Origin of the sequence: Tenacibaculum sp. IB213877 (assembly GCF_034043975.1) — a bacterium.
Classification (GTDB): Bacteria; Bacteroidota; Bacteroidia; order Flavobacteriales; family Flavobacteriaceae; genus Polaribacter.
This window is the reverse complement of sequence record NZ_JAXCHH010000021.1, coordinates 1-1763: the sequence shown is the minus strand read 5'-3', so window position 1 is coordinate 1763 and position 1763 is coordinate 1. Positions and strand designations below refer to the sequence as shown.

The following is a 1763-nucleotide window of genomic DNA, read 5'->3' as shown; positions in this document are numbered from 1 at the left end:
AGAATAAAGCCTTCTAAATTTAGACCATCATTTAGTCATCTATAAAAAAACAAGCCCTAAAAAAGCTTGTTTTAATCTAATATTTTTGGTTTTTACACACTTGTGCAACGGTTACCGTTGTTAGGCAACGTATTTTTATTCAGTTGTTACAATTCCGAATGATATTAATATTGCTCCAATCCAATAAAATCCTGCTGCAAAATTGTAAATGTTCTTTTCATTTTCAACTACGAATTTAATTGGTTGTTTATTCAGGTTTTTAACGTTATTCTTTTTATGAAATCCAACTAACAATCTTATCATATTTTTTACAACGAGCTTATTCCACAAATAGATAGCTAAAAGCAGAACAAGTATTTTAAATATTTTAAGTAAAATTTCCAATTGTCTTTATTTTCCGATTAGTTTTTCAATCCAATTTTTTCGTTCAATTCCAAGTTCCATTTCCAATTCAGCTATTTCGTTTTTTGTCGGTTGAAATTTTGGTTCAATTTTCTTTGCTTGTTTAAAATCAGATAATGCTTTTTCTAATTCTCCATTTTCCTTTCTTAAATAAGCTCGACATCTCCAAAAAGTTGCGTCTTTTGGATTTAATTCAATTGCTTTTCCATAATCGTTTTCAGCATCTTGTTTTTTATTCCATTTTTTATTCAATTCCGCGCGATTTGAATAAGCTATCGAATTCTGCTTGTCAAGTTCAATCGTTAAATTCAGATTTTCAATTCCTTTTTCAAGTTGTCCAATCTCAAAATGAGCAACTCCTAAATTATTAAAAGCATTGGTGTTCTTTTCCGTTTTCAGTTTTTCGTTAAGTTCCGAAATTGTTTTTTCATATTCCCACATTTCATCGAGGAATAGAATTCGGAATGATTTATTATATAGTTCTGAAGTCGGTTTCATATGTTGCCTAACGGTCTCTTATAACCGTCAGTTACGGGTTTAAAGTTAATAATTTTCGGTTAAGCACTGACGTTAGCAATTCCGAGTGGATTCGTACGTAGTCGAATCCGCCGTAATTGCGGTTATACATTGTTGTGGTGTCGTTTTTTATTCTTTTTCATCTCGAACCGCTTCTCGTGCTTTCTTTACAATGTCTTGATAGTCTGCTCGAAATGGTTCACTTAATTCCTTTTCTAAAATACATTCAATGTCCCAAAGAATTTTTTGTTCTGATTGGTCTTCAAATCTACTTGAATTATCTTTCTCGTTAAATCTGCCTAAAAATTCAAAAAGAACGATTGCTTCATCATTAGACAATTCGATATTCACTTTTTTGTCAGCCATTTTTAATTTCTTTCCACAATTCTCTCATATATGGTGTCACCTTCCAACAGTCGGAGAGTTTCTCACCAAAGCAACTCCAGTAAAAAAATGTGTATTCGTGTATTTTAAAATCTTTCGTTATTCTTTCTTTTAATAGATTCCAATTCTTATTAAACTCAGTGTCATTTTCGATATCTGTCAGCGCTTGTATTAGCATTTCCATTAGGCTGAATTTTTTGTCATCATCAGTTTGCTCATCATAATGTCGAAAGTAATTTTCTATTTCTTTTGATTCAGCAATTTCATATGGCCAATCTTGCATCCATTCAGCGTATGGATAGTCATACTCAGCTACCAATTCCTTAATTGCTTTTTCAGTTCCACATCTGAATTTAGGTTCTTTAATTTTCATTTTGTCTAAATGCACCACAACGGTCTCCTTTACTTTGCTGTTATTAAATTTAACAAGATTAGAGAGGAGAACTTGAACGGTCTTTAGG

Annotated in this window: 4 protein-coding genes; all 4 read right to left on the bottom strand. The window is 31.6% G+C overall.

Annotated elements, in window-relative coordinates; genetic code table 11:
- Positions 1–135: 135 nt before the first annotated feature.
- Positions 136–303 (bottom strand): hypothetical protein, encoded by a 168-nt coding sequence (locus SLH33_RS12890; RefSeq protein WP_320419528.1) that lies wholly within the window; start codon positions 301–303, stop codon positions 136–138.
- Positions 304–390: 87 nt separating this feature from the next.
- Positions 391–900 carry a tetratricopeptide repeat protein gene (locus tag SLH33_RS12885; protein WP_320419527.1) on the bottom strand — a complete coding sequence of 170 codons (510 nt, stop codon included), beginning with the start codon at positions 898–900 and terminating at the stop codon, positions 391–393.
- Positions 901–1047: 147 nt separating this feature from the next.
- A complete protein-coding gene (locus SLH33_RS12880) occupies positions 1048–1284 on the bottom strand; it encodes a hypothetical protein (RefSeq protein ID WP_320419526.1) in 237 nt (78 codons plus the stop codon).
- Positions 1277–1763, bottom strand: a 487-nt coding sequence (locus tag SLH33_RS12875) for a hypothetical protein (RefSeq protein WP_320419525.1), incomplete at its 5' end; no start/stop codon positions are given. The genes SLH33_RS12875 and SLH33_RS12880, both read right to left, overlap by 8 nt.